At 68.1% G+C, this 17,378-nt stretch carries 20 protein-coding genes, 1 tRNA gene and 1 pseudogene; 8 read left to right on the top strand and 14 right to left on the bottom strand.

The genetic code is table 11. From position 1 onward, the window contains the following. Positions 1-25: 25 nt before the first annotated feature. Entirely contained in the window at positions 26-805 is a 780-nt protein-coding gene (gene pstB / locus DW306_RS14335) for a phosphate ABC transporter ATP-binding protein PstB (RefSeq protein WP_116635803.1), read from the top strand. 71 nt (positions 806-876) lie between these two features. On the opposite strand, the gene DW306_RS14330 is transcribed toward pstB, so the two are convergent. From DW306_RS14330 to sigK, 4 genes are all read right to left on the bottom strand, one after another. Next, entirely contained in the window at positions 877-1,761 is an 885-nt protein-coding gene (locus tag DW306_RS14330; protein ID WP_136056273.1) for an aminodeoxychorismate lyase, read from the bottom strand. A gap of 170 nt (positions 1,762-1,931) precedes the next feature. Next, positions 1,932-2,561, bottom strand: coding sequence for a DNA-directed RNA polymerase subunit beta (locus DW306_RS14325; protein WP_136056272.1), 630 nt, complete (start codon positions 2,559-2,561; stop codon positions 1,932-1,934). A 57-nt stretch (positions 2,562-2,618) separates the two neighbouring features. Next, positions 2,619-3,392, bottom strand: coding sequence for an anti-sigma factor (locus DW306_RS14320; protein ID WP_136056271.1), 774 nt, complete (start codon positions 3,390-3,392; stop codon positions 2,619-2,621). After that, positions 3,389-3,988 (bottom strand): ECF RNA polymerase sigma factor SigK, encoded by a 600-nt coding sequence (sigK, locus tag DW306_RS14315; RefSeq protein WP_205814187.1) that lies wholly within the window; start codon positions 3,986-3,988, stop codon positions 3,389-3,391. The genes DW306_RS14320 and sigK overlap by 4 nt, the downstream gene beginning before the upstream one ends. Positions 3,989-4,195: 207 nt before the next feature. Between sigK and DW306_RS14310 the strand changes: the two genes are divergently transcribed. The 6 genes from DW306_RS14310 (at position 4,196) to DW306_RS14285 (ending at position 8,045) form a co-directional block, all read left to right on the top strand. Next, entirely contained in the window at positions 4,196-4,855 is a 660-nt protein-coding gene (locus tag DW306_RS14310; protein ID WP_136056269.1) for a fasciclin domain-containing protein, read from the top strand. Between the two features lie 513 nt (positions 4,856-5,368). Next, positions 5,369-5,890, top strand: a complete 522-nt coding sequence (locus DW306_RS14305) for a hypothetical protein (RefSeq protein WP_136056268.1) — start codon at positions 5,369-5,371, stop codon at positions 5,888-5,890. Positions 5,891-5,894: 4 nt separating this feature from the next. Further along, positions 5,895-6,233, top strand: a complete 339-nt coding sequence (locus tag DW306_RS14300; protein ID WP_136056267.1) for a metalloregulator ArsR/SmtB family transcription factor — start codon at positions 5,895-5,897, stop codon at positions 6,231-6,233. A gap of 1 nt (position 6,234) precedes the next feature. After that, on the top strand, positions 6,235-6,885 hold the full coding sequence (locus DW306_RS14295) for a dihydrofolate reductase family protein (RefSeq protein WP_136056266.1): 651 nt from the start codon (positions 6,235-6,237) through the stop codon (positions 6,883-6,885). 9 nt (positions 6,886-6,894) lie between these two features. Further along, positions 6,895-7,356 carry an SRPBCC domain-containing protein gene (locus tag DW306_RS14290; RefSeq protein WP_136056265.1) on the top strand — a complete coding sequence of 154 codons (462 nt, stop codon included), beginning with the start codon at positions 6,895-6,897 and terminating at the stop codon, positions 7,354-7,356. A 143-nt stretch (positions 7,357-7,499) separates the two neighbouring features. Continuing rightward, the gene (locus DW306_RS14285) at positions 7,500-8,045 is read left to right on the top strand and encodes a type 1 glutamine amidotransferase domain-containing protein (RefSeq protein WP_136056264.1); all 546 of its coding nucleotides are present in this window, start codon (positions 7,500-7,502) and stop codon (positions 8,043-8,045) included. 18 nt (positions 8,046-8,063) lie between these two features. Here DW306_RS14285 and DW306_RS14280 read toward each other — a convergent pair whose 3' ends face one another. Continuing rightward, positions 8,064-8,582, bottom strand: coding sequence for a CGNR zinc finger domain-containing protein (locus DW306_RS14280; protein WP_136056263.1), 519 nt, complete (start codon positions 8,580-8,582; stop codon positions 8,064-8,066). Between the two features lie 25 nt (positions 8,583-8,607). On the opposite strand from DW306_RS14280, the gene DW306_RS14275 reads away from it, so the two are divergent. Then, positions 8,608-8,820: a hypothetical protein gene (locus DW306_RS14275; protein WP_136056262.1), complete on the top strand. Its 213-nt coding sequence runs from the start codon at positions 8,608-8,610 to the stop codon at positions 8,818-8,820. 9 nt (positions 8,821-8,829) lie between these two features. Here the strand turns inward: DW306_RS14275 and DW306_RS14270 are convergent, their stop codons facing one another. The 9 genes and pseudogenes from DW306_RS14270 to DW306_RS14230 all read right to left on the bottom strand — a co-directional run. After that, complete coding sequence (locus DW306_RS14270) at positions 8,830-9,462, bottom strand: M23 family metallopeptidase (RefSeq protein ID WP_136056261.1); 633 nt, start codon at positions 9,460-9,462, stop codon at positions 8,830-8,832. Continuing rightward, entirely contained in the window at positions 9,459-9,992 is a 534-nt protein-coding gene (locus DW306_RS14265) for a DUF1697 domain-containing protein (RefSeq protein ID WP_136056260.1), read from the bottom strand. The genes DW306_RS14270 and DW306_RS14265 overlap by 4 nt, the downstream gene beginning before the upstream one ends. Then, the gene (locus DW306_RS14260) at positions 9,989-10,570 is read right to left on the bottom strand and encodes an isochorismatase family protein (protein WP_136056259.1); all 582 of its coding nucleotides are present in this window, start codon (positions 10,568-10,570) and stop codon (positions 9,989-9,991) included. The genes DW306_RS14265 and DW306_RS14260 overlap by 4 nt, the downstream gene beginning before the upstream one ends. Positions 10,571-10,649: 79 nt before the next feature. Beyond that, positions 10,650-10,722, bottom strand: a tRNA-Thr gene (locus tag DW306_RS14255). 69 nt (positions 10,723-10,791) lie between these two features. Further along, positions 10,792-12,348, bottom strand: coding sequence for an alpha/beta hydrolase (locus DW306_RS14250; protein WP_136056258.1), 1,557 nt, complete (start codon positions 12,346-12,348; stop codon positions 10,792-10,794). Continuing rightward, complete coding sequence (locus DW306_RS14245; protein WP_136056257.1) at positions 12,345-13,502, bottom strand: DNA polymerase III subunit delta'; 1,158 nt, start codon at positions 13,500-13,502, stop codon at positions 12,345-12,347. The genes DW306_RS14250 and DW306_RS14245 overlap by 4 nt, the downstream gene beginning before the upstream one ends. Positions 13,503-13,566: 64 nt before the next feature. Continuing rightward, entirely contained in the window at positions 13,567-14,184 is a 618-nt protein-coding gene (gene tmk / locus DW306_RS14240; RefSeq protein ID WP_136056256.1) for a dTMP kinase, read from the bottom strand. A 14-nt stretch (positions 14,185-14,198) separates the two neighbouring features. Continuing rightward, entirely contained in the window at positions 14,199-17,096 is a 2,898-nt protein-coding gene (gene topA, locus DW306_RS14235) for a type I DNA topoisomerase (RefSeq protein ID WP_136056255.1), read from the bottom strand. A 77-nt stretch (positions 17,097-17,173) separates the two neighbouring features. Next, positions 17,174-17,378, bottom strand: a pseudogene (locus DW306_RS14230) (helicase); the annotation flags it as partial.

Genomic DNA, 17,378 nt, shown 5'->3' with positions numbered 1-17,378 from the left:
CCGACCACTCAGAACAGGAACCCACGTGTCCAAGAGCATCGAAGTCAACGACCTCAACGTCTACTACAGCAGCTTCCTCGCGGTCGAAGGGGTATCGCTCGACATCCAGCCCCGCAGCGTGACCGCGTTCATCGGCCCCTCCGGCTGCGGCAAGTCCACCTTCCTCCGCACCCTCAACCGCATGCACGAGGTCATCCCCGGCGCGCGCGTCGAGGGAGAGGTGCTGCTCGACGGCAAGGACCTTTACGGCCCCGGCGTCGACCCGGTGCTGGTGCGCCGTCAGGTCGGCATGGTGTTCCAGCGGCCGAACCCGTTCCCCACGATGTCCATCAAGGAGAACGTGCTCGCGGGCGTGAAGCTCAACAACAGCCGCATGTCGAAGAGCGACCAGGACGCCCTCGTCGAGAAGTCGCTCACCGGTGCGAACCTGTGGAACGAGGTCAAGGACCGTCTCGATCGCCCGGGATCCGGCCTCTCCGGCGGTCAGCAGCAGCGTCTGTGCATCGCGCGCGCGATCGCCGTATCGCCCGAGGTGCTGCTGATGGACGAGCCGTGCTCGGCACTCGACCCGATCTCGACCTACGCGATCGAGGAGCTGATCGGCGAGCTGAAGAACGAGTTCACGATCGTCATCGTCACGCACAACATGCAGCAGGCGAGCCGCGTGTCCGACAAGACGGCGTTCTTCAACATCGCCGGCACCGGCAAGCCCGGCAAGCTGATCGAGTACGACGACACCACGTCGATCTTCACCACCCCGTCCGTGCAGGCCACCGAGGACTACGTCTCGGGCCGCTTCGGATGATCCGAGGTCTGGCATGAGAAAGGCCCGGGGACGTCGGTCTCCGGGCCTTTCCCGTGCTGTGCACCGACGCGTCAGTCGCGCGGTGAGAGCAGGTAGGCGTTCAGCTCGTCGGTGAGGGCCTGGTCGACCGGCAGCGAGGCCCCGTCGACAGCGGTGATCGCGGCTGCGAGACGCACGCTCGACACGAGCCACGCGGCATCCGCCCGAGGGAGATCGGATGCCGGGATGCGGTCGTATCCGACCTCGAACCCGCGCGCGGACAGGTGCTCGTAGACGCTCAGCTGCGTCGTGCCGTGCAGGATGCCGCCGTTCGGCGCCGGCGTCACGAAGCGGTCGCCGAAGCGGAGGATGAGCGACGCCGTCGGCGCCTCGAGCACGAAGCCGTCGCTCGACAGGAAGATCGCGTCGTCCGCGTCGCGACGGTGCGCCTCGCGCAGCGCGGCCATGTTCACGGCGTAGGAGAGCGTCTTGGCGCCGAGGAGCAGCCAGGGCGCCCGCTCCGCCGCTCCCAGGTCGTACCCGCGGTCGAGCGTCACGACCCGCACGCCCTCGGCGCGCACGCGCGAGAAGTCGGCTGCCGGCGCGGCGGTGACCCAGGCGGTCGGCGTCGGTCCGTGCTCGACGCCGCGGCTGAGGATCAGCTTGATGACCGCCTCGCCCTCCCCGCACTGGCGGGCGGCCTCGTCGATCGCCTGCCTCCACTGCGGCAGATGCGGTGCGGGGAGGTCGCACAGTCGCGCCGAGTGCGCGAGCCGCTCGAGATGCGGCACCACCTCCTGCGCGTGTCCGTCCACCACGCCGATGGACTCGAAGACGCCGTCACCGCGCTGGGTGCTGAGCTCCCCGACACTCAGGGCAGGGGCCGCGGCGTCCACCAAGGTGAAGGTGTCGCCGAAGTCGGAGCGGTCCTCGTCGGCCGCGACGGGATCGATCATGAGTGCGAAGCGCCGGTTCATCCTCCGAGCCTACGGTCCGGGAATACCGATCGGGGTCTCGCGTTATAATCGAATGGCCGGGCCGCATAACCCCGGGCTCCAATTTTTGCCGCTTTGAGCGGCCTTCCGCCGAGAGGCGTTCTTGCGGCCCGGTCTTTCTCTGCGCGGGAGCTTTCGTGCCCCCGTTCCCGTTAGGCCAGGGAACCCAGACGCCAGAGCACTGCAGCAGCCGAGAGGTCCTGCCCGTAGCTGCTGAGACGCAGGGCTCTCGTCGTGAGCTCGCTCGCCCGCGCCGGCTCGGTCGGCTCGTAGTCGTCGGCCGTGTGCGTCGCGCCGGATGCCTGCACTCGACAGAACGCAGCCGCACGATCGAGTGCGACGGCGAAGTCCCCGCGGAACGCGCCGCGGAGGATCGTGTCGATGAGCGCGACCAGTTCGTCCGGTTCCGCCGGAACAGGCGCACCCGCGATGACGATGTCGGCGGAGTGCAGTTCGACGCGGCCTCGTTCGTACAGCAGGGCCGCCGTGTGCGGGTCGCCGTGGATCGCCAGCTGCAGCACGTAGAGCCGCCACAGAGCTCCGGGCAGCGTGCGCGACGGCGCCTTCGACCAGAGTTCTGCGATCTCGTCGATGCCGTGCTCAGCCGTGAAGGCGACCAGGCGCTCGGCGCTCGCCCCGCTCTCGTCCGCGCGCACGCGGGTGAGCAGAGCGGATGCCGTCGCGTGGGCGACGCGCGTCTCCTCGGCGGGATCGTGCGCGCCGACGATGTTGTCGAAGGCGCTGGTCGGTCGACGGATGGGACGGCGATGCTGCTCGGGCATCGAACCAGGCTACCCGCGTTCCGGGCGGATCAGGCCGTCGGGATCAGGCCGTCGGGATCAGGCCGTCGGGATCACGATGAACGGATCCGTCGTCGGCGTTCCCGTCGGCGAGCCTCCGGCCTGCTCGACCGTGACGGCGATCACATCGCCGGCGTGCATGTCGCCTTCGAGCTGGGCCGTGGCACGACCGTCCTCGACCGCGAAGACGCCGGCAGGAACCGCCGTCTCGTCGCGGACGAACCAGAGCTCGTAGCTCTTTCCGTCTGCGGGTGCGGGGATGCCGTCGGTGACGAGCACCGCGGCGCCGGCCGATGCCGACCAGTGCGCCGTGGCTGTGCCGCCGTCGGCGAGCTCGACCGTGGCCTTCTGCGCGTCGGGCGCGGACTGGATCTCCTGCAGCGCGACGACGGATGCCGGACGATTCAGCTGCTGGTTGAGTGCGACGGCGCCGATGCCCACACCGACGAGCACCGCGAGGCACGCGGCGAGCGCGAAGATGGCACGGCTCCACCGGCGCGGAGCCGTGATGGACGCCGCGGAATCGGCACGCGGAAGCTCATCGGCGGATTCGGGAGATTCCGCCGGTTCTGCCGGGATCCCGCCCTGCGGGGTCTCCGCGATCTGGGCCAGTAGCGCGGCCCGGATACCGGCCGGCGGGGTCTCCGGAACAGTCGACAGGGAGAGCATCTCGGCGGTCTCTACGTCGGCTTCGGCGATGCCGCGCCACTCGGGGTGGGCGACGAGAGCATGGCGGAAGCGACGCTCGTCGTCGGGCGTCAATGCGTTCATGGCGGCTCCTGCCGCGAGTTCTGCGAACTCCTGCTCGTTCATGCTGTCACCCCCATGGCTGCTCGAAGACGGGTGAGCCCGTCTCGCATGCGTGTCTTGATCGTCCCCAATGGTGCTCCCACGAGCACCGAAATCTCGTTCTGACTGTAACCACCGTAATAAGCGAGCACGAGAGCTTCGCGCTGCGCCTCCGGGAGTCCTGTGAGTGCTTCGACGACCTTCTCGCCGTCGATCCCGAGTTCCACCTGCTCGGCCACACTGTCGTGCGCCACACCGATGTCCCTGAGACCCGCCCGCACATCACGGTCCGCACTGGACTGGGATGCACGCACCCGATCCACGGCCCGACGGTGTGCGATTGTCATCACCCACGCTCGTCCTTGACCTCTGTTCGGAGCGAAGCGCGAAGCGGATTGCCAGATCTCGAGGAAAACTTCCTGGAGCACTTCCTCGCTCTGGGAGCGGTTCACCAGCACGCGCAGGATGAGTCCGAAGACGCGGGACGAGAGCGAGTCGTAGAGCTCCGCGAAGGCCTGCTGATCACCGGCGGCGGTGCGGACGAGGAGGGTGGCGACGGCATCGTTCGCCGTCCCGTCCTCGGGCACTTCCATTCCATCGATGACCATCCTTACAAGCATGCCGCATCTTGCCCCCGTTCTCGTGCAGCGTCACCCGATCGTGAGCGAATACTCCCCTATAGGCGAGAGAGATCGTCGAGGCCCGCGAACATCACGGATTGGTGACGAAAAAACCGATTCCGAGATTTCCCCCATCCGATCGCGACGGGGCTCCGAACACATCTCGACGCCACGGAGAGGCCGTGGCTCAATCTGAAGGAGCTCGAGATGTTCAGCACCAAGAAGAAGGTCACTGCGGCAATCACTCTCACGCTGGCGAGCGCATTCCTGCTCTCCGCCTGTTCGATGGGAAGCACCCCGGCTGAAGAGGAGTCGTCGGAGCCGATGACCTCCGAGTCGGCAGCGCCCAGCGAAGAGGCGATGGACCCGGCCGCGAACCTCGTCGGCGCCGGCTGCGCCGCATACGCCGAGCAGGTCCCGGACGGCGCAGGTTCCGTCGAGGGCATGTCGAAGGACCCGGTCGCCGTGGCCGCCTCCAACAACCCCCTCCTGAAGACGCTCGTCGCCGCGGTCAGCGGTCAGCTCAACCCCGACGTCGACCTCGTCGACACGCTCAACGGTGACGAGTTCACCGTCTTCGCACCGGTGGACGACGCCTTCGCGAAGATCGACCCCGCCACCATCGAGACGCTCAAGACCGACAGCGCCCTGCTGAGCTCGATCCTGACGTACCACGTGGTCCCCGGCCAGATCGCTCCGGACGAGATCGTCGGCACGCACCCGACCGTTCAGGGCGCTGACCTCGAGGTCACCGGCAGCGGAGACGACCTGATGGTCAACGGAACCTCCACCGTCATCTGCGGTGGCGTCCAGACCGCCAACGCGACCGTGTACCTCATCGACACGGTCCTGATGCCCCCGATGTAATCAGGGACAGAACCTGCCGGGAGGGGCTTTCCCGGCAAGCGACCTTCTCTCGTCTCGGGGGAGGAACGTGAGAAGGAGAAGGGGCCGTCGGTGACACTGTTCACCGGCGGCCCCTTCTGTGCGCACTAGACTTGTCGCACGGGCCTTTAGCTCAATTGGCAGAGCAGCGGACTTCAACAAAATAGGAGCGCCTCGGGGGAAACCTCGAGGATGACACCACTCAAAGTCGGGGAACCCTTCCTGGGAGACCAGTTGGCAATCCCGAGCCAAGCCGGACCATCGGTCCGGAAGGTGTAGAGACTGGACGGGTGGCACCTACGGCGGGAGCCTTGGTGAAGGGACAGTCCAGACCACGAACGCCGGTAACGGCGGCGGCGAAAGCCGAAGTGGCAAGTTAATCCGCGGGTTGTGGGTTCGATCCCCACAGGGCCCACCCGTATATCTCCCGGCGCGACACTCACGCCTGTCGGACGGTCGCGCTATCGTGCCCACAGCGAGAGAGCTGGGGCCGACATGCAGGATCCACCGTCTTCATCCGCGCCGGATGAGCCGAGGAAGCGCTGCGGCGCCTGCCGAGAGATCAAGCCGTTCTCCGATTTCAATCGGAAGTCTTCGCGCACCGACGGACGGCAAGAGGTCTGCCGAGAGTGCAACCGTGCGTCGTCTCGCGCCTACTATGCGCGCAACCGAGACCACCACATCGCGGTGATCCGTGAGAGGTCGAACGCACAGAGACGAGCGAGTATCGCGTTCATCTCCGAGTACCTGCGACGTCATCCCTGCGTGGATTGCGGAGAGCGCGATCTCAGAGTCCTCGATTTCGATCATCGTCCGGGCAGTGGCAAGCGTGACGGAGTCATGCAGCTGGTGCGGAACGGTTTCAACATCCCTCTGGTGGCTGCCGAGGTCGAGAAGTGCGACGTGCGCTGCCGGAACTGCCATGCGATCGCGACCTATGAGCGGATGGGAAGGAATTGGCGTTCTCTCGCCATGAACGAGCCCCTTGCCGACATCGACGCCTTGTCGTACAGTTAGGCAAATGCCTAACTATCAGGATGACGTCGACGCCGTGCTCCGCGCTCTCGCGGATCCGACGCGTCGCGCTGTCGTGGAGCGGCTGGCGAAGTCCCCCGCGGTGGTGTCCGACCTCGCGGCCCCGTTCGCGATGGCGCTGCCGTCGCTCATGCAGCACCTCCGCGTGCTCGAAGACGCGGGCGTCATCACCTCGGAGAAGCACGGACGCGTCCGCACCGTGACCCTTCGACCCGGCGCCCTCGACGTGCTGCACCTGTGGCTGGGTGAGCAGCGGACTCCCGCCGAGCATCAGGCCGATCGCCTCGGCATCCATCTCACCCGCACCACCCCGAAGGAGAACTGACATGACCCGCGTTCGCATGGACCTGTTCACGTCACTCGACGGCTACACGCCTGCCGACCCGACGCCCACGCCCGAGAATCCGATGGGCGAGGACTGGGGGCGCATCACCGCCGCGTATGCAGCGACCCGCACCTTCCGCGAGAAGATCTTCGGCGACACCAGCGGCGCCGGCACGACCGGCGTCGACGACAGGTACGCGAGGTCGTTCTTCGACGGCATCGGCGCCGAGATCATGGGGGCGGGGATGTTCGGCCTCCACACCTTCCCCGACGATGCGGACTGGAAGGGGTGGTGGGGAGACACCCCTCCGTTCGGCACTCCGGTCTATGTGCTCACCCACACGGCTCCTCGTCCACCGATCCCCATGGACGGGGGCACGACCTTCCACTTCCGCGACGCCGCGATCGAAGACGTGCTCGCCGAAGCCACCGAGGCCGCGGGCGGTTTCGACGTGCGCATCGGCGGCGGATACCGCACGGCGCGAGACTTCCTGCGCGCCGGCCTGGTCGACGACCTGCACCTGATGGTCGCGCCGATCTTCCTCGGTCGCGGCAATCGCCTGTGGGACGACCTGCGCGGGTTCGACCTCACCCACACCGTGACGACGGAGGTCGCCGAGAGCGGCGAGATCCACGTCACCCTGACCCGATAGGACGAGCCGATGACGACAGAGCGCCGGCTCGCCCGCTCCGGGTTCGACCTCACCCGGGACTACCCCTCCCCCGTCGAGCGCGTCTGGGACGCCTTCGCCGTGGAAGACGAGAAGCTCCGCTGGTGGGGAGCGGGATCATCGATGAAGGCCCGCGAGTGGGTCTTCGACTTCCGTGTCGGCGGACGCGACATCGCCGAGAGCGCGTTCCATGACCGTCCGACCTCGCGCTATGAAGCCACCTACACCGACATCGTCGAACACGTCCGCATCGTGACGACCTACGACATGTGGATCGACGGCGTGCACATGTCGACCTCCGTGGCGTCTCTCGAGTTCGAGGCGATCGACGGAGGCACCCGATTCACGCACATCGAGCACGGCGTCTTCTTCGACCAGTTCTGGGAGGGCGGGGTCGGGCGCGAGCAGGGCACTCGCGGCCTCCTCGAGGCGCTGGGGCGATACCTGGCCTGAGGCGCTCCCCGCCGCCTCGACCCGCGTATAGCACCGCCGTCCGCGTTCGACCACCCCCTTTCACCATCTCCGCCCTCCGCGAGAGAGTCGAACCGTGTTCCCGTGATCCCGCCGGGACATGACTCCCCACGAAAGGACGAACGATGACTCTCACCGGCAGCCGAGTGGCATTCCTGGCGACAGACGGATTCGAGGACAGCGAGCTGACCAGCCCGTGGGACGCGGTGACCGCCGAGGGCGCGAGTGCGACTCTGATCGCTCCCGACAGCGGCCGCATCACCGGCAAGAACGGCCACGAGCAGTCGGTCGACCTCACGGCCGCGGATGCCACCGCGGACCAGTTCGACGCGCTCGTGCTGCCCGGCGGCGTCGTGAACGCCGATCACCTGCGCATGGACAAGCCCTCGATCGCCCTCGCCCGCGCGTTCTTCGATCAGCACAAGCCGGTGGGAGTGATCTGCCACGGCGCGTGGATTCTCATCGAGGCCGGCGTCGTCGACGGGCGCACCCTCACGAGCTACCCCAGCCTGCAGACCGACCTCCGCAATGCCGGGGCGACCTGGGTCGACGAAGAGGTCGTGGTCGACGAGGGCCTGGTCTCCAGCCGCACCCCGGACGACCTCCCCGCGTTCAACGCGAAGGTCGTCGAGGAGATCGGCGAAGGCACGCACGCCGGCCAGACGGCCTGACGGCCGGAACGCCCGATCTCAGACGCTGCGCGCCCGGTGCCGTCGGACGGCGGCCCGGTTCGCGCAGCGCACCGAGCAGAAGCGCTGACGGCCGTTCCGCGTCACATCCGCCACCACGTTGGTGCACGGAACCGCCTGGCAGCGCCCCAATCGGCTCATCCCCCGCGTGACGAGGTGCAGTGACGTGCCCAGGTTGATGATGGCCCTCAGAACGTACGGCAGGGACTTCACGTCGTCGCGGTAGTGCAGGTGCCATCCTTCGCCGTCGTGGTTCGTCAGCCGCGGATAGGCGGCCGCGGCGGCGAGTTCCGCGTTCAGCAGTCGGGCGCGGGCATCGGCATCCGGTTCGTCGACGATCTTCAGCCAGTCGTCGACGATCGCTCTGATCTTCGCGTGATCGTCGGGGGCGGGCGGGAAGGTCTGGGTCATCCCGAGTTGCAGCGTGCGCTCCTCGATGCCGGCACGGTCTTCCGGCCAGTCGTTGGCGAGGGATGCCGCCAGAAGGACTGCATATTCACCGTAAGGGTTGAGATGCATAAGAGCATTACATCACGCTGGATCCATGACCGCACTGCACACCCTCCCCATCCCCCGCATCCCGCAGCCGACGACGCATGAGCACGCGTGGCTCGTCGAGTCGCGGCATCCGACCAGCGAGGGCACCGTGCTCTACGTGCGGTGCGCCGAGTGCGCGATGCGTCGCGTCGACCTGCAGCCGCATCCGCAGATGCCGCCGGCCGCCGTCAGCATCGGATTCTCCGCTCCGCAGCCGTGAACGACGTGCTCAGGCGGTGACGATCTCACCGTTCCGGGGCACCCAGCGACCTCCGACCCGGTTCGTGAACAGGAGCGGGATGCCGCGGGCGTTCCGCTCGAAGGACGGGCAGACCTGCACGTGCAGGTGCGGCTCCGTGCTGTTTCCGGAGTTGCCGCATTCGCCCAGCGGCTCTCCCAGGACGACGCGTTGGCCTGGCCGCACGCGGACGCTCCCCTGACGCAGATGCGCGAGCAGCACCAGCGCGTCGCCCACGCGGATCGCGACGTGGTTGCCGGCGATCGCGGACGCGCCGCGCCGGATGCGGGAGGGCTGCGTGAGCGCGTAGCCGATCAGCGCGAACGCCGAGCGACGGGCGGCGTGGTCGGCCTGTCCGTCGAGGACGGCGACGACCTCGCCGGACACCGGCGCGAGGATCGGTCGGCCGAAGCCGGCGAAACCGTCGGGGCGCTCGGTCGTGAACATGCTCGCGAGAGTGCGCGGCGCGCTGCGTCCGTCATCGCCCACCGGCACGAAGTCGATCGCATGAGAGGTGCCGTAGAGCTCGGTGCCGTTACTGGGTACGCGGGATGCCGGACTGTTCTGCACCAGCCACCGCCCGGTGAAGGGAAGCGCCAGCGCGACGGCATCCGCTTCGCTCATGCGGTCAGCTCGATGAGCTTCCGGACGGTGCGGAGGTTCCGCGCCGTTCCCGCGACGCCGAGTGCGCGATCCAGCACCGCCCCGGTGAGCTTGGTCGAATGCACCCCGCCGCTTCCGTAGTCGATCCAGAGGTCGTCGCCGATGAGCGCGAGCCGCTCGCCGGGAAGCAGCCGGTGTTCGAGCGCCTCCACCGCGCCGGCCCTGCTCGAGCCCTCCAGGAACATGGCGTGCACGAACTTCTCCTCGCCCTCGGGGAACGGCTGAGCCTTCTCCGAGGCGACGAGCTGCGCGCGCGTGCGATGGATCACCGGGGTGTCGACGCCGAACTCCGCCACGATCGCCGCATGGACGGCCTTGCACGCGGCGCCAGGCTTCTTCGGCGTCGCACAGATGATGTTCCCGCTGGCGATGTACGTGGATACGTCGGTCAGGTCGGTCTCCGCGTCCAGCACTTCACGCAGGCGCGCCATCGGCACCTTGTTGCGGCCGCTGACGTTCACCGCCCGCAGCAGCAGAACGCTGCGGCTCACGCCTCGGTGCTCTCGACGAGTTCCGCGCCCGCATGCGCCAGCTCCGCCAGGGCGGCCTCGCTCGACTCCGCACCGACGCCGGCGACCAGATCCGTGAACACCCGCACCCGGATGCCGTGCGCGATCGCGTCGAGCGCAGACGCACGCACGCAGTGGTCGGTCGCGATGCCCACGACATCGGCGGTGACGACGCCGGCATCGGTCAGCACCGCTCCGACGGTCGACCCGTCCTCCGTCTTGCCTTCGAACATCGAATACGCGGGAACCCCCTGGCCCTTGTGCACGTGATGCGTGACGGCATCCGTCGTCAGCAAGGGGTCGTAGTCCGCACCCTCCGTGCCGGCGACGCAGTGCGCCGGCCAGGTGTCGACGAAGTCCGGGCTCTCGTGGAAATGCCCGCCGTTGTCGCCCTCGGCATGATGCCAGTCGCGTGACGCGATGACCACGGCGTAATCCGCGGCGTGCGAGGCCAGGAAAGTCGACACCGCGGAAGCCACCGCATCGCCTCCCTCGACGGCGAGGGCGCCACCCTCGGTGAAATCGTTCTGCACATCGACGATGAGAAGTGCTCTGCTCATGGTTCGAGGGTACGCCGTGGGAATACGCCACGGGAAAGGGAAAGGCCCCGTGATGTTCTTCGCATCACGGGGCCTTCGGAGCCGCTTGTCAGAATCGAACTGACGACCTTTTCATTACGAGTGAAATGCTCTGCCGACTGAGCTAAAGCGGCGTGCGACGCGTGAGCGGCGCGATCACCGATATTACCCTGTCTCGTCCGCGGTCGCGAATCGAGCCCGCGTCACTCGCAGCGCAGGCCGTCTTCGGGCACCACGTCGTCGATCAGGAACGCTTCGACGGCGTCGTCGACGCACGAGTTGCCCTTGTTGTATCCGGTGTGGCCCTCGCCGACGCGGGTGATCAGCACGCCCTCTTCGAGCTGACCGGCGAGCGACTCCGACCACTCGTACGGGGTCGCCGGGTCGTTGGTCGTACCGACGACGACGATCGGGCCTGCACCCTCGGCCGTGATCTCGCCGCGCGTGCCCGTGGGCGGGTACGGCCACACCGAGCAGGAGTCGGGTCCGTTCCAGTACGGGGCGATCGTCGGGGCGCCCTCGGCGATCTTCTTCTCGATCGCGGCCTCGGCGTCGGGGTCGTCTTCGACCGGGTAGTCCATGCAGTTGTACGCACGGAACGCCTCCGAGGAGTTGTCGATGTACGAGCCGTTCTCACGGCCGTTGTAGAAGTCGGCGAGAAGGAACGCCGTCGTCGGGTCGCCCTGCAGTGCTTCCTCGAGCGCCTGGGTGAGGATGCCCCAGTTGTCTTCCGAGTACAGCGCCGCGATGATGCCCGTCATCAGCGAGTCCGCTCCCAGCATGCGTCCGTCGCCGCTCGCCAGAGGGGTGCGGTCGGCGCTCGCGAGAAGCGCTCCGAGGTCGGCCATCGCGTCGTCGACGGTGCCGTTGAACGGACAGCTGCCGGAATCGAGGCAGTTCTGCATGTAGGCGCGCAGCGCCGATTCGAAGCCGAGAGCTTGAGTGGCGCCGACCTCGAGCCCGGGGACGGCGGGGTCGATGGCACCGTCGAGCACGAGCCGACCCGCCTTCTCGGGGTAGAGCTTCGCGTAGGTCGCCCCGAGGAACGTGCCGTAGGAGTAGCCGAGGTAGTTCAGCTGCTTGTCGCCGAGCACCGCGCGGATCAGATCCATGTCGCGCGCGGCGTTGATCGTGGTGATGTACGGCAGGATGCCGCCGCTGTTCGCGTCGCACGCGTCGGCGAAGGCCTTGTGCGAGTCGAGCAGCTCCGCCTCCCACTCCGGCGTGCCGCGCGGTGCGGCCGGGATGCCGTAGAGGTAGTCATCCATCGCCGCGGCATCGAAGCAGGTGACGGCGGTCGATGCGCCGACGCCCCGAGGGTCGAAGCCGATCACGTCGTAGTTCTCGATGAGGTCGGCGCCGACGGCGAAGTCGAGGCTGTTCTGGACCAGGTCGACCCCGCTCGCACCGGGGCCCCCGGGGTTGGTGAGCAGCGAGCCGATCGCGGTGCCCTCGGCCTGGTGGCGGACGACGGAAAGGGTGATCTCCCCCTCCCCCGGGTTCTCCCAGTCGAGCGGAGCCCGCACGTCGGTGCAGTCGAATCCGGTGCCGCACTCGGTCCACGTCAGCGTCTGCGAGTAGAACGGCAGCAGGTCTTCGGCGACGCCCTCGGTGTCGGGGGCGTTGGTCGACGAGGGACGCGGCGCCGCCTGCTCGGGGATCATCGCGTACAGACAGCCCGACAGGGCGACGGTCGCCGCGGCCAGGCCCGCGATGATCGCGGCTGCGCGGCGGAAGCGGGAAGTCGATCGATTGTTCACGGTTTCCTCCCGCTCGTGATCGTCACGAGCAAGCTCTCCAGGGCGAGCAGCGGGGCGACGTTCCGCTCCAGCGACTGCCGCGTCTCGGCAAGGTGGTCAAGTACGACAAGAGTACGTGTCTCGGGCCAGGCGGATGCGAGCGCGCTCAGCTCGGTGCGCAGCTCGCTGTTGATCAGATCGTCGCCTCTGCCGAACTGCAGCATGACGACGTCGCGGAACAGGGACTGCAGATCGGTGAGAACGCGGTCGATGCCGTCGCGGAGGCTTCGGGTCGCGCGCTTCTTCTGATCGTCTTCGAGCGCGGAGAGCTGCGCACGGAGCGCCGGCGGCACGGACTGACCCTCGGCGATACCGACCGTGCGGAGCATCGAGGCGCGCTCGGTCGCGTCACGTTCGGCCGTGAGGGCCTTGGCATCCTCGGTGGCGGCCTGGATGATCCGGCCGGCCACCTCGACGGCGTCGCCGACTCCGCGCACGCCCAGGACGGAGCGCAGCGTCTCGTCGCGTCGGCGGCGAGCGGAGTCGTCGGTGGCAAGGCGCTGCGCCATGCCGATGTGGCGCTGCGCGTGCCGGGCGGCCTGTTCGGCGATGACCTCGTCGACGCCGGTGCGCAGGCTGATGAGACGGGCGACGTCGGCCACGTCGGGTTCGCGGAGCCGCAGCGAGCGCACCCGGGAGCGGATGGTCGGCAGCAGGTCTGCCTCGCTCGGCGCGCACAGGATCCACACCGTCTGCTCCGGCGGCTCTTCGAGCGCCTTGAGCAGCACGTTCGATGTGCGCTCGACCATGCGGTCGGCGTCTTCGACGATGATGACCCGGTAGCGGCCGGCGGACGGGGCGAAATACGACCGTTCGACGAGAGCGCGCGCCTCGGCGATCGTGATGATGACCTTGTCGGTGCGCAGCGCCGTGACGTCGGGATGCGTGCCGGCGAGGACCTGGCGCATCGTGTTCTCATCGTCTGGTCTATCGGCGATCAGCGCGGCGGCGAAGGCATGCGCGAGCGTCGATCGCCCTGATCCGGGCGGGCCCGTGATGAGCCACGCGTGGGACAGCGCGGACGGATCGGACGCCGCGTCGCGCAGAGTCTCGACGGCCTCGTCCTGCCCCCACACATCGGCCCACGGGAAGGGGGCGGCGACAGTCTGGGGCATGTGCTCAGCCTAATCGGGAGCACCGACGCCCGCCGCACCGCGTACGCGCCGCCGCTCTCGCCGCTCAGTCGGAGGCGAGCAGGGTGTCGACGCGGGCGCGGATCACGGCGGCGATCTCGTCAGCGGATGCCGCGGCGTCGACCACCAGGAACCGCGCGGGTTCTGCGTCGGCGAGAGCCAGATACGCATCGCGGACGCGGGCGTGGAACTCCGCCTTCTCCGCCTCGAGTCGGTCGAACGGCTTGTCGGCCGAGTCGAGGCGTACACGAGCTGCGCCCGGGTCGAGGTCGAGCAGGATCGTCATGTCGGGGAGTGCCCCCTCGGCGGCCCAGAGCGACAGGTCGCGGATCTCGGTCGCATCCAGCACGCGCCCGGCTCCCTGGTACGCGACGGAGGAGTCGAGATACCGATCCTGCAGCACGACCTCGCCCCGCGCCAGAGCCGGTCGGACCACGGTCGAGACATGATGCGCCCGGTCGGCGGCATACAGCAGGGCCTCGGCCCGCGGGGCGATGTCGCCCCGGTGGTGCAGAACGATGTCGCGGATCAGCTGCCCGACCTCCGACCCGCCCGGCTCGCGCGTGCGGAGCACGGTGCGACCGGCATCCGTCAGCCACGACGCGAGCAGGTTCGACTGCGTGGTCTTGCCCGAGCCGTCGCCGCCTTCGAGCGTGATCCACATACCGCGACCTGGGGTCACGAGTCCGCCTTCGCTGCCGCGTTCGCCGCACGCGTCGCCGCCGCCTTCTTCGCAGCGGCGGAGCGTGCTGCAGAGGTCGCGGCATCCGTCTTCTTCGCCGCGGTCTTCGAGGCGGTGGACTTCGAGGCGGCGGTCTTCGCCGCCGGCTTCTTCGCGGGAGCCTTCTTGGCCGGGGCCTTCTTGGCCGGGGCCTTCTTGGCCGCCGTCGAACGGGCGCCGCGCTTGGGAGCAGGACCCTTGGCGCGCTTGTCGGCGAGCATCTGGACCGCGAGCTCGAACGTGATGTCTTCGACCTTCTGTCCGCGCGGGATCGTGACGTTCGTCTCGCTGTCGGTCACATACGCGCCGAAGCGACCGTCGCGGATGCGGATCGGCTTGCCGCTGACCGGATCGGCATCGAATTCGACCAGCGCGCTGGAGGCTCGACGCCCCGCACCGTACTTCGGCTGCGCGTAGATCTCGAGCGCCTGCTCGAGGGTGACGTCGAAGATCTGCGATTCGCTCTCGAGCGACCGGGAGTCCGTGCCCTTCTTCAGGTAGGGACCGAACCGGCCGTTCTGGGCCGTGATCTCCTCACCGGATTCCGGGTCGGTGCCGACCACGCGGGGAAGGCTCAGCAGCTGCAGCGCGGTCTCGAGATCGATCGAGTCGACGGACATCGACCGGAACAGCGACCCGGTGCGCGGCTTGGGCGCCGTCTCCTTCTTGGCTCCCCGCTTCGGCTTGGGCGCCTCGACGACCTCACCCGTCGCTTCATCGACGGCGGCGTCCTCCGACACCGGGTCGTTCTCCTGGACGTACGGACCGAACCGGCCGTCCTTGACGACGATGATCTTGCCGTTCTCGGGGTTCTCCCCCAGAACGCGGTCGCCGGCGACGGGAGCGTCGATGAGCTCCTGCGCCTTGGCCTGGGTGAGCTCGTCCGGCGCGAGATCCTCCGGCACGTTGACGATGCGCGGCTTCGCGTCGGGGTTCTCCGGGTCGGTGATCTCGAGGTACGGACCGTACTTTCCGAAGCGGAGGGTGGCCGTGTCGGTGATGCGCGTGGAGTTCAGCGCACGCGCGTCGATCTCGCCGAGGTTGTCGACCACCTGACGCAGTCCGGTGCGCGAGTCGGAGCCGAAGTAGAACGACTTCAGCCATTCGACGCGGTTCTGCTCGCCGCGGGCGATGGTGTCGAGGTCGTCTTCGAGCGCGGCCGTGAAGTCGTAGTCGACGAGGTCGGCGAAGTGCTCCTCGAGCAGTCGCACGACGCTGAAGGCGAGCCAGGTCGGCACGAGCGCCTGGCCGCGCTTGACGGCATAGCCGCGGTCGAGGATCGTCTCGGGGATCGAGGCGAAGGTCGACGGACGGCCGATGCCCTTCTCCTCGAGCACCTTGACGAGCGAGGCCTCGGTGTAGCGGGGCTTCGGCGTGGTGCGGTGGCCCTTGGCCTCGGCATCCGACACGGCGAGCTCGTCGCCCACGGCGACGGCCGGGAGCGACTGGTTCTCGGCCGCGTCGGCGTCTCCGCGCTTCTCGTCACGACCTTCTTCGTACGCCTCGAGGAAGCCCTTGAACGTGTAGACGGTGCCGGATGCCGTGAACTCGGCGACCTTGGCGGCTCCTTCGCCCTTGAGCTCGGCGGAGGTGTCGACAGCGATCGTGACGGTCGTCGTCTCGTACTTCGCGTCGGCCATCTGGCTGGCGACCGTGCGCTTCCAGATGAGGTCGTAGAGGCGCTGCTCGTCGCGGTCGAGTTCGCTGGAGAGGGACGCCGGTGTGCGGAAGTTGTCACCCGAGGGGCGGATCGCCTCGTGCGCCTCCTGCGCGTTCTTGCTCTTGGACTTGTAGACACGCGGCTTCAGCGGCACGGCGGCGTCGCCGTAGAGTGCCACAGCCTGGCTCCGCGCCGCCTGCACCGCCTGGGTGCTCAGCGACGTGGAGTCGGTGCGCATATAGGTGATGTAGCCCTTCTCGTACAGGCGCTGCGCGACGCCCATCGCCTGCTTCGCTCCCATGGAGAGCTTGCGGCCGGCTTCCTGCTGCATCGTCGAGGTCGTGAAGGGCGCGTAGGGGCTGCGGGTGCCGGGCTTCGCCTCGACCTTGGTGACCTTGCCGGCGCCGACGGCGTCGATCGCCTGGGCGAGGGCTGCCGCCGTGGCCTCGTCGAGGATGACGACGGCCTTCTTGAGCTTTCCGGTGTCGTCGAAGTCGGTGCCGCGGGCGAGCTGCCCGCCGTCGACGCGGACGAGGCGGATCTTGAACGAGGTGCCGGCCGCTGCGGCGTCGGCGTCGACGTCCCAGTACTCGGCGGAGACGAACGCCATGCGCTCGCGTTCCCGGTCGACGATCAGACGGGTGGCGGCGGACTGCACGCGGCCCGCCGAGATACCGGTCTTGACCTTGTACCAGAGCACCGGCGAGACGTCCCACCCGTACAGCCGGTCGAGGATGCGACGGGTCTCCTGCGCGTCGACCAGGTCGTGATCGAGCTCGCGGGTGTTGCCCACGGCGGCCTCGATCGCGTCTTTGGTGATCTCGTGGAAGACCATGCGCTTCACGGGGACCTTGGGCTTCAGGGTCTCGAGAAGGTGCCAGGCGATCGCCTCGCCCTCGCGGTCCTCATCAGTGGCGAGCAGGAGCTCGTCGGCGGTCTTCAGCGCGCGCTTGAGTTCGGCGACCGTCTTCGTCTTGCGATCGGAGACGACGTAGTAGGGGTCGAAGCCGTTCTCGATGTCGATCGAGTACTTCCCGTAGGCCTCCTTGTCGGCGGCCGGGATGTCCTTCTTGTCGGCGAGATCACGGATATGGCCGACGGAGCTGAGCACCTCATAGCCGTCGCCGAGGTATCCCTGAATAGACCGCATCTTCGTCGGGGACTCGACGATGACGAGCTTCTTGCCTTCAGCCAAGGGGGCGTCCTTTCTTCGAAGCACACCATACACACCACTGTGTGGGGTCGTTCACAGTGAGTGAGGTCGCGCGGCCGTCAATGACCCTCGGGTGGCCCGGCACGGGCGCGGGAGACGGCAGCCAGACCAGCGTACGCCGCCTGCGCCTCCACGGTCGCCACGAACGCCTGGATCGTGCATGCGGTGAGGGTGGCACCGGAGGCACGGGCGACCCGTTCGGCGAGCGCGCACGGCTCCTCCGCTGTGGGGACCGCACCGCTGGCCGCGTCGGCAGCGGCCAGT

This window comes from Microbacterium sp. K24 (genome assembly GCF_004794465.1).
GTDB lineage: Bacteria > Actinomycetota > Actinomycetes > Actinomycetales > Microbacteriaceae > Microbacterium.
This window is presented reverse-complemented; position numbering and strand designations above follow the sequence as displayed.

Excerpts from the sequence above, each read along its gene's own strand:
- DW306_RS14285 (WP_136056264.1), top strand. The coding sequence starts at position 7,500 with ATGACTCTCACCGGCAGCCGAGTGGCATTCCTGGCGACAGACGGATTC.
- DW306_RS14325 (WP_136056272.1), bottom strand. The coding sequence starts at position 2,561 with ATGCCCGAGCAGCATCGCCGTCCCATCCGTCGACCGACCAGCGCCTTC.
- DW306_RS14320 (WP_136056271.1), bottom strand. The coding sequence starts at position 3,392 with ATGAACGAGCAGGAGTTCGCAGAACTCGCGGCAGGAGCCGCCATGAAC.
- DW306_RS14330 (WP_136056273.1), bottom strand. The coding sequence starts at position 1,761 with ATGAACCGGCGCTTCGCACTCATGATCGATCCCGTCGCGGCCGACGAG.
- DW306_RS14260 (WP_136056259.1), bottom strand. The coding sequence starts at position 10,570 with ATGAGCAGAGCACTTCTCATCGTCGATGTGCAGAACGATTTCACCGAG.
- sigK (WP_205814187.1), bottom strand. The coding sequence starts at position 3,988 with ATGCTTGTAAGGATGGTCATCGATGGAATGGAAGTGCCCGAGGACGGG.
- DW306_RS14280 (WP_136056263.1), bottom strand. The coding sequence starts at position 8,582 with ATGCATCTCAACCCTTACGGTGAATATGCAGTCCTTCTGGCGGCATCC.
- DW306_RS14310 (WP_136056269.1), top strand. The coding sequence starts at position 4,196 with ATGTTCAGCACCAAGAAGAAGGTCACTGCGGCAATCACTCTCACGCTG.
- DW306_RS14290 (WP_136056265.1), top strand. The coding sequence starts at position 6,895 with ATGACGACAGAGCGCCGGCTCGCCCGCTCCGGGTTCGACCTCACCCGG.
- DW306_RS14275 (WP_136056262.1), top strand. The coding sequence starts at position 8,608 with ATGACCGCACTGCACACCCTCCCCATCCCCCGCATCCCGCAGCCGACG.
- DW306_RS14300 (WP_136056267.1), top strand. The coding sequence starts at position 5,895 with ATGCCTAACTATCAGGATGACGTCGACGCCGTGCTCCGCGCTCTCGCG.
- DW306_RS14270 (WP_136056261.1), bottom strand. The coding sequence starts at position 9,462 with ATGAGCGAAGCGGATGCCGTCGCGCTGGCGCTTCCCTTCACCGGGCGG.
- tmk (WP_136056256.1), bottom strand. The coding sequence starts at position 14,184 with ATGTGGATCACGCTCGAAGGCGGCGACGGCTCGGGCAAGACCACGCAG.
- DW306_RS14305 (WP_136056268.1), top strand. The coding sequence starts at position 5,369 with ATGCAGGATCCACCGTCTTCATCCGCGCCGGATGAGCCGAGGAAGCGC.
- DW306_RS14295 (WP_136056266.1), top strand. The coding sequence starts at position 6,235 with ATGACCCGCGTTCGCATGGACCTGTTCACGTCACTCGACGGCTACACG.
- DW306_RS14245 (WP_136056257.1), bottom strand. The coding sequence starts at position 13,502 with ATGCCCCAGACTGTCGCCGCCCCCTTCCCGTGGGCCGATGTGTGGGGG.